We start from the raw sequence: 9,222 nt of genomic DNA, 5'->3' as shown, positions 1-9,222 counted from the left end.
AGCTCGCTGCTCTCGCCGCGCCCCTCGTGAAAAGCGGCTACGGCACCTACCTCCAACGACTCCCCGAACTCGGACGCGCGGCCTCGCCGTCCTGAGTCCCGCTGTGGGCGTGCGCTAGCGTCACTCACGAGAGCCTTCGCCCTGCCCTCCACTCCCCCTTCTTCCTTCTCGAACCTGTAGGAGCACTCGTGCGGATCCTGGTCACCGGCGGCGCCGGCTTCATCGGCAGCAACTTCGTCCATCTCACTCTTCGCGAGCGCCCAGACGCGCGAATCACCGTGCTCGACAAGCTCACCTACGCCGGCAACCGCGACTCCCTCGCACCGGTGGCCGACCGCGTCACCTTCGTCGAGGGCGACATCGCCGACGCCGAGCTCGTCGACCGGCTCGTCTCCGAAAGCGAGCTGGTCGTGCACTTCGCCGCGGAGTCGCACAACGACAACTCACTCGAGAACCCGGCCCCGTTCCTCGAGACGAACATCATCGGAACCTTCACCCTTCTGCAGGCGGTCCGAACGCACGACGTGCGCTACCACCACATCTCGACCGACGAGGTCTATGGCGACCTCGAGCTCGACGATCCGGCGAAGTTCACCGAGCAGACCCCCTACAACCCCTCGAGCCCCTATTCCTCGACCAAGGCCGGCAGCGATCTGCTCGTACGCGCCTGGGTCCGCTCCTTCGGCGTGAAGGCCACGATCTCGAACTGCTCGAACAACTACGGCCCCTACCAGCACGTCGAGAAGTTCATCCCTCGGCAGATCACGAACGTCATCGACGGCATCCGCCCCAAGCTCTACGGAGCGGGCGAGAACGTGCGCGACTGGATCCATGTCGACGACCACAACAGCGGTGTGTGGGCGATCATCGAACGCGGCGAGATCGGCGAGACCTACCTCATCGGTGCCGACGGCGAGAAGAACAACCTCGAGGTCGTGAAGCTGATCCTCGCCGAGTTCGGCCAGGCCGAGGACTCCTTCGACCACGTGACCGATCGCCCCGGACACGACCTCCGCTACGCCATCGACTCCACTCGCCTCCGGACAGAGCTCGGCTGGGAGCCCCGGTACACCGACTTCGAGTCCGGCCTGGCCGCGACCGTCGAGTGGTACCGCGAGAACGAGTCGTGGTGGCGTCCGCAGAAGGCGGCGACCGAGGAGAAGTACGCGGCGCAGACCGGAGTAGATGCGTGACCAGATCAGTAGCCATTATCGGTACACGCGGCTATCCGAGCTACTACGGCGGCTTCGAGACCGCGGTCCGGAGAATCGCGCCGCACCTCGCGGAACACGGGTGGGACGTCACAGTCTATGGACGCCCTGGCTCCACCAAGACGGACGACCCTGGGTTGGACCCGCGGGTGGTGAGCCGGCAGACGCGCGGCATTGAATCGAAATCGCTCAGCACCTTGAGCTACGGCCTCACCGCTTGCCTCGACGCGGCTCGCCGGAAACCGGACGTGGCACTTGTCATGAACGTCGCCAATGGCTTTTGGCTTCCCCTCCTCAAAGCTCGAGGCATCCCGACTCTCGTGAACGTCGATGGGATCGAATGGGACCGCGCGAAGTGGGGTCGGGCCGCGAAGGCGATGTTCCGCGCCGGTGCGAAGATGACTGCGATGGTCGGTGACGAGCTGCTCTTCGATGCGGAGGCCATCGGGGAGAGGTGGCGTCGAGACTTCGGGCGCGACGGGGTCTTCGTGCCATACGGTGGCGACGTGCCGCCGGAGCTGCCCGTGAAAGAAGGCCTCACCCATCGGGGATATATCCTTGTCGTCGCCCGCTTCGTGCCCGAGAACTCCATCGGCGAGTTCATGGATGCAACAGAGACGCTGAGCGCACGCTGGCCCATCGTCATCGTCGGATCGACCGGGTACGGCGGAGAATTAGACGACCGAGCGAAAGCCCTGTCCGACTCGTCGCCAAACATCCACTGGCTCGGGCACGTTAGTGACGATCGCCTGCTTTTGTCTCTCTGGCGTCACGCGGGGGTGTACTTCCACGGCCATAGTGTCGGAGGAACGAACCCTGCACTGGTCCAGGCGATGGCCTGCGGGATTCCGATTGTCGCCCGGGACACCGTCTACAATCGCGAAGTCCTCGGGAGCAACGCGGTCTTCACTTCTCCGAACCCTGAGGCGATCGCCGCGAATGTCGACGCCCTCATGGCCGATCCTGTTCTCCAAGAACGCTTTGCGACAGCCGTGCAAGAGCGGGCCATATCCGACTACTCCTGGCAGTCCGTCTGCGACCGTTACGAGGATGCACTGCTGACGCTCATCCGGGAGCCTGTCCGGCGCTGAACTGTGTCGCCGAGGGCATGCCGCGTATCTCTCGACGCGAGGCGCCCATCGTGACGCCCACAGCATGCGGCAACGCGAGAACGTGTTGCTGAAAGCTGATTCCCGGGTCCAGGGCGACGTGTGTCCCGCGCTGAGATCTCTGACGACGTCTGGGCTTCAGCCGACTCGTCGCGCAGCGCTTCAAGGCCCTGGGCGAGTGGCGGGAAGTCACAATCGTGGTGCGCCTGAGTCTCGGTGACGTCAGCCGCACGTTGACGCATCATGATCTCACCAGCCTCGGCGACCCCCGACACGATGGCCGGGTAGGCATGTTTCCCGACCCGTCGAATTCCGTCCTCTGCCCCATGCCGCGCCGCCTACTGTCCAGCTGTCGCCATGAATCACGCGCGCAGCAGAGACCTTGAGCAAACACGCCCTAGGTCGAGGTCTTCATCATCGACGGCGGGGTGCGCCCACAGGAGGCCTCACCCGAGCGGATCTGGGCATGCCGCCTCGCGCGGACGGAGTGCCGCGTCCGATCCGTCCCGTGTCGGCCGTGGTGGCGAGTGCTTCCGCCCCCTCTGCGGAGTCGGAGGTGAAGATCATCACGAGACCCGCCCCCACGAGCAGCCAGATGAGGAAGCTCACCGCCCCCTCCTGGAAGGTGGGTAGAACGATCTGACTGACCGCCGTCGCGCTCAGCACGGCGACGGGGAGGAAGCCCAGGCCTCCGTGAGCCTTCACCGAGATTCGACAGATACGGACGAGGAGGAACAAGAAAATAAGGAGCACGGCGATACCGGACTCGAGCGCGAGAAGCAGCAAGAAGCTCTCGACACGATACGAATCCGCGTACTGTTCGGCCCGCGGACCGACGACGCCGAGACCGAGACCGAATGGATGCTCGAACATCGTCTGTATGCCGGCTTCGAGGCTGAGTGAATGGCCACCCACCGACGGGTCACCGTCCTCTCCCAGCTTGTTCGTTATATAGAGGAAAGCGCCTCCCGCCACCGTCGCGACAGCCGCGATGATGAAACCCCCCGTAAGAAGAGGGGACCGCCGATGAATGCCATGTGCCGCGAGGACGCTGAGAACGACGGCCATTCCGAGAATGCCGCTGCGGGACTCGGAGAGCATGATCGCCGCAACGGGTAGAGCCGAGAGCAGCAGGCGGTGAGACGCGCGGAGACGTGGAAGGAGCCAGATCACGGCGAGCGTAGCCGCCATGACGACCGCCATCTCGTTCGGGCCCACGAAAGGACTGAATGCACGGGGTCGCAGACTTCCCGAGCTGAACAAAGACGTGGGGAAGTCCTCCTGCCGCGCGACGGGCAGGATCTGGATGTCGAGAAGCCACTGGAGCCCGATCGACCACGTCACCAGCGCCGTGGCCGCAGCCACCTCCATCGCCCCCACGAACACCGCCAGGAGTCGTCCTACGGACCGGCGATCGAGAAGGGCGGGAACCACGATGAGGAGGAGGAGCGGCTCGTAATCATTGCGCCAGCCGTAGCTCGCCTGGGCGACAGAGGGGGTGAAGACGCCGGCGATGAGAGGAACAGTCACCATCAGGACCACCAGGCCCACCAGCCAGCGGGGAACTCTTCTGAGCCGACCCGACACGAGCGCGACGAGGAGGAGGCCGAGGAGGAGGAAGTCCTTGCTGGCTCCATAGATCGTCGCGATGGCGCCACCCGCGGTGATCTGCGTGATGAGCCCATTGAACGGAACGAGGAGCACGAGGAGGTGAAGCCCCAGCACAGGACGACGAACGAGGATGAGCACGAGCGCGAGACCGATCGCACCGAGGAGAGTGAACTCGGGGCCTGCGACGAGAATGACCACCGCGACGACCAACAGGGACCCAACGGTCGCCGCCACCCGTCGCGCGAGAGACCACCGCGTCATGCGCACGTGCTCGCCAGAAGCGCGGCGACCGGAGGTCGAGACGTGATGGTCGGGCAGATCATCAGAGCGCTCCTTTTGCGAGTGGTGAGTCCTATAGTACGGGCTCGTCACGCCCGCCGAGAAGCGGCCAGGCCCGCGGCGAGTGACGGCTTCGCAGCGCGATTCGGCAATTTTCCATCCGCTTCCGCTGGCGGCCCTCTCTGGGCTCTTCTCCATGCACCGCACCTAACGTGGCCTCGACGTCGTGCACGGCAACCCCCGAGAGAAACCGAGAACTCATGCTCCTCGATCGATGCGGTTCCACAAATCGCGCCTTACCGCGGCGGGCGACGAATGCCTGAGCAGCGTGAGCCAGAGGAGCCGGCCGAGAACGGCAAGGCGCCGGTACGCCCCCCGCGCCCGAAGATGTCGCTCACGACTCGACGAACGTTGCTCGTCGCCGTCCTCGGAGGGGGCGCGGCAGGCGCCCTCGCTGGAGCGGCCGCGGGACGCGAGAAGCTGTTTGGACTGGACGAGTACGACCTGGACCAGGGTCGGCCGCTGGCGACGGCCGCCTCGGGGCTCATCGCGGACGGTGCCACCGACAACGCTCAGCTGCTCAACGATCTCGTCGCCTCCGCGGCGGAGGGCACCGTCATCACTCTCCCACCCGGAGTGCTGCTCATCGCCAGCCGACTACGGATGCGCTCGGGAATCACCTTGGTAGGCGCCGATTTCTTGCAAAGCACGATACGCCTCGCCGACGGGGCGAACGGCCCGTTCGTCCTTCTGCAGGAGATCTCGTCGGTCACCGTCCACGGAATACGCTTCGACGGCGGTGCGCAAAAACCTGGAGAGGTCGCTCTTCAGATCCAAGGCTGCTCGGACGTCGTGGTCGAGGAGTGTGCGTTCGAACGCATGGCTCCCGCGATCCACACCTATGGCGCGGGCACCGCCACGGGATCGAACGTGACGATCGCCCGGAATTCCTTCTCGAAGATGAACGACTTCGCTGTCAGAGTCAGCGACGGTTGCGACTCGGTGACGATCCGAGACAACACTGTGACGGACGTACAGAAGGTGTCGGCGCCGAGCCCGGCAGCGTTTTCCATCTCGGCAGCCGACGTGAGCGTCGTCGGGAACATCGTCGAGAGTTCGATCGATACCGGCGTGATGGTCGCCGGCGAGACGGCGAAGAACGTGTCGGTCTCAGAGAATGTGCTCTCCACCACTCTCGTCGGAATCTTCGTCGGCAGCGGAGCGAACGGCGTACGTGTGAGCGGGAACCGAATTAGCTCTGCGAAAGACTTCGGCATTCATGTCTTCGACAGCGATGCCCGCCCCGTGGATGCGACGGTCTCCACCAACCAGGTCATCACGTCAGGTAAGACAGGCATCCAGATCGAAGGCGTCTCAGAGCTCACCGTCACCGCCAATGTCGTCAGCGATCCAGGTACCCGCTCCGATGCCAAGCCGAGCTGGCGCGGAGGCATCGTCGCGACGGCCACCACTGGAGGACCGCCCTCGCACCTCAGCATCTCGAGCAACGTCATCTCGAGCTCCGCATCGAATTCCGTCATGCCTCACGGCATCCTGATCGAATCGGCGGGCGAGGATCTGTACATGCAGGGCAACGTGATCCGCGGCGCGGCAAGCGCCGAGGTCGTCGTTCCCTCCGAATTGCGCGCTCCTTACTACGTCGAGACCGCAACGCAGGTGCTGACCTCGCGGACGACTTCAGCGCAATGAACGTCGCTTGACGGGCGGAGGCGGCATGTCCCGAGAGGCCGACGAGCACGTGGCGGTCATGACAGCACGAACGGCACGTCGATACTCGATGTCGCACCAGCATCGGCTACGGAGACGCGGAAGAGGTAAGCGCCGGGTGCAGCAACTGCACCGTCGGAGCGAAGACCGTCCCAGGAGATGTTCCGCGGACCGGACGAATAGCTCTGAACGCTCGCGAGCGTCTTCAAGACGGTACCGCTCGCCGATATCACCTTGATGGTAAGGCTCGAACGGTCGCCGAGCACGAGCCGAAGCACCACTGGAGCCTTCCCGGACGTCGTCTTCGCGTCAGGTGGCGATGCCACAAAGACCGGAACGGGCGAGAGAGCAGCAGTGATTCGAGAGTCGACGACCGCCGGGGTCGAGACGCCCGCCGGGCCGCTCAGTTGAGCGCTCGTACCCGGGACAGCCAGTGACGCGTCCGCGGAAGTGAGCATGTAGACCGCCTGGGTGATCTTCGAGTCTCCGAGGAACACCGTCCCCCGGGTCGCGCCTCCTTCGTGCGCGCTCAGATCATCGAGGATGAATCGGCCGGCTGTCACTCCGGACGTGGATTTATAGACGCTGATCGCCGTTACCACAATGGGATAGTCGACCACTCCATCGTTATTCCCCCCTGAATGGGACTGCGTGGGGTTCCCGCCGTCGAGATAGTAGACCATTCGCTTCCACTTCGCCGTTCCGACACTTCCGATCTTAGACTCGAAGGACTCACCCGTAGAGTCTTTGAACTTGAGAAATACGGAATGATTACTCGAGTCTCCATACACCCAGAGGGATAACGCAGTAGGCTTACCCGGCACAGGTCTATTGAGGCTGATGAGGCTGCCCGTGGCGCCGGCCGACGAGTAGTTGTAGTCGACGGCGAGAGCACCCGCTCCAGCCAGCCTGCTCGACGTGACGCTCAGACCGGTCGAGCCATTCGTGCCCAGCGAGGATCGGGAGATCCCTGCGGTCGACGCGAAGTCCTCGACCACGGTGGTCGAGCCACTCGGGCTGGGGTTCGCCGCACCGATCGCCGTCGAGCCCGCTGTCGCCTGGCCGAAACGTTGGAACGCGCCGTAGGCGGGCTTCAGTCGCCCGCCGCGCTCGATGAGCCCATAGCTGTCGATCGAGCTGCCCGATGTACCGTTCTCGCGAAGGTTGTACCACAGCGCGCTCACTACCCCTTCTGCGGCGGCCTTGATCGCAAAGCGGGAGAGGTATTGCGCCTGCTGGTCTTCCGTCGCCTTGTTGGCGCAGCCGTCGCAGGTCGTCCAGCCGAATTCTGTGATCCATATACGACGGCCGGGGGCGTTCCGGGCAATCCATGTTTGCGCACTGCTGAACCAGCCATCGATTGCGCTGCTCTCCGGCGGTCCCACCACGTACATGTGAAGCGCAATCGCGTCATAGGAGTTACCGGCGCCGTTCGCCTTCACGGCCGACATGAAGCCCTCGGAAAAGCCTCCAGCGAGTCCGCCGACGAGAACGACCGCGGCGGGATCAAGGGACTTGATCACCGAATAGCTGGTCGTGAGCATGGCGGCGTACTTGACAGGGTCCGGAGAAGGCGCCCAATACTTGTCCAGGTTGGGCTCGTTCCACACCTCCCAGGCCGACACCCTCCCCGCGTATCTCGCGACCGTATGACTCACGTAGTCCTGCCAGTCACTCATCTGCGCTGGCGGGTAATACCGCACAGAGGCAGCCGGCGTCCCAGCCGGAGCGCTTGATGCCCAATCGGCAGAATAGACGAGTTTTCCGACTATCTTGATGTTGCGGGCCTCGGCGACCGACACCATCTGATCGAATTTCGCCCAGTCGTAATATCCCTTCCGCGGCTCGATGCGATTCCACTCGAACTCCTCGCGCGCATAGCCGGCGGCCGAATCCTCCAACCGCTTCGCCTCAGCGTCGGCTGTGGCCAACCCCTCGTAGGACGACATCGCCGTGTTTGCGCCCAGTATCGCCTGGCGCGTGGCCGAGGCCGGGCGAGCAGAGATACCCGCCAGGTAGGGCACCCCCGTCACGACGGGACGGCTCGAACCGACATCCGTGAGAGAGAGGGATCCCGAGACGGCGCCGGAAAGGCTCGTCCCGGAGTCGGAGAGCCCGTCCCACGTGACACTCTTCTTTCCCGCAGAGCTGGCTGTCCCCGAGAGGACGCGTTGAGCGCCGGACGAGTCAGTCAGTCGCAGGCGCCAGTCGCAGGCGGCTCCGACGACGAACGAGAGCGTAGTGCTCGATCCTGCCGGGAAGAGCCGTGGAGTCGCTGTCGGTCCCGCCGCGCCGCCGTCAACCGCCCGCAGGTTGTCGACGCTGACCGATCCGGTCGCAGGCTGGGTGCCATTACGGACGACAGTGAATCGAAAGAGCGAGAGGGGCGCATCGAGAATACCGTTGGCGTTACCGCCTGTTGCAGATGTGGGCGCGGTCGTGAGATCGACGGTCTTCGTCGTCCAACTAGTCTTGTCCAGAGTGCCGACCCGATAATAGAAGATTTCTCCTGTTGCATCGCGGAGACGCATGTAGAGCGTGTTGTAGGTTCCGTCGCCACGGAAATCGAGCTTCATGGCGCTGAAAGCAGATGCCGGAAAGTCCGACGGGGTCTGCGTCCGTCCGATCTCGAAGGCGCGCGCACTGACGTCGTAGGCGAGCGAAAGGGCAGCCGTGCCCTCCGACGGTGCGGTGGCCTCCGTCGAGAGCGTGCCACTGCCCGAGGCCGTCGTCCATGAAACCGCGCCGTCATCAAAGTTCTCGACGACCGTGTCCGTCGGGGCGGCCGACGCCGCACTGACCGGGCTCACCATCCCGACAAGAAAAACGCTCACCACTGCGCCAACGACAAGCGACGAGAAACGGAAACCAGACATCATTCTCCTGCCCACCCGCGCCGAGCCGATCGCGACAGCAGCCCCGCTGGCGCGCCTCGTCTCCGTCACTCTCGTGCCCTACGCATAACCGGACCGTAGGGCGCCCTAGGGGATCCAGGGTTCGGCTGAGGAAACCTTCCCGACCACACCCCCCTGACGGTGGCACCGTCACCTCACGGACCGGCCTCGAACGGCTGAAGCCCCCCGAGTGGGGACAGTATCGAGGAGTAGCCGCGCCCTGCCGGCCCGAGCGGACTGAGTACGATGAGGTCGACTACTTCGAGTAGCCCGCACCAGCGCGCGCGAGCACTTTCCTTCCGCCAAGAAAGTCGAGAGCCTCATGACGAAGACCACAGCGCCCATCGTCACAGGAGACGGAGCTGTCCTCGTGGGGCGATCTCACCCTCC

5 protein-coding genes are annotated in these 9,222 nt (G+C 64.3%); 3 read left to right on the top strand and 2 right to left on the bottom strand.

Annotated elements, in window-relative coordinates:
• Window positions 1–188: 188 nt before the first annotated feature.
• On the top strand, window positions 189–1,193 hold the full coding sequence (gene rfbB, locus ITJ45_RS13435) for a dTDP-glucose 4,6-dehydratase (protein WP_194610520.1): 1,005 nt from the start codon (window positions 189–191) through the stop codon (window positions 1,191–1,193).
• Window positions 1,190–2,302 (top strand): glycosyltransferase, encoded by a 1,113-nt coding sequence (locus ITJ45_RS14365; protein ID WP_194610522.1) that lies wholly within the window; start codon window positions 1,190–1,192, stop codon window positions 2,300–2,302. Before rfbB ends, ITJ45_RS14365 begins: the two co-directional genes overlap by 4 nt.
• 432 nt (window positions 2,303–2,734) lie before the next feature.
• On the opposite strand, the gene ITJ45_RS13425 is transcribed toward ITJ45_RS14365, so the two are convergent.
• Entirely contained in the window at window positions 2,735–4,192 is a 1,458-nt protein-coding gene (locus ITJ45_RS13425; protein ID WP_194610524.1) for a hypothetical protein, read from the bottom strand.
• 45 nt (window positions 4,193–4,237) lie between these two features.
• Between ITJ45_RS13425 and ITJ45_RS13420 the strand changes: the two genes are divergently transcribed.
• The gene (locus ITJ45_RS13420; protein ID WP_194610526.1) at window positions 4,238–5,920 is read left to right on the top strand and encodes a right-handed parallel beta-helix repeat-containing protein; all 1,683 of its coding nucleotides are present in this window, start codon (window positions 4,238–4,240) and stop codon (window positions 5,918–5,920) included.
• A 56-nt stretch (window positions 5,921–5,976) separates the two neighbouring features.
• Here the strand turns inward: ITJ45_RS13420 and ITJ45_RS13415 are convergent, their stop codons facing one another.
• A complete protein-coding gene (locus ITJ45_RS13415; protein WP_194610528.1) occupies window positions 5,977–8,883 on the bottom strand; it encodes a FlgD immunoglobulin-like domain containing protein in 2,907 nt (968 codons plus the stop codon).
• Window positions 8,884–9,222: the final 339 nt, after the last annotated feature.

The organism is Rathayibacter sp. VKM Ac-2879, assembly GCF_015351245.1.
GTDB lineage: Bacteria > Actinomycetota > Actinomycetes > Actinomycetales > Microbacteriaceae > Rathayibacter.
This window is presented reverse-complemented; position numbering and strand designations above follow the sequence as displayed.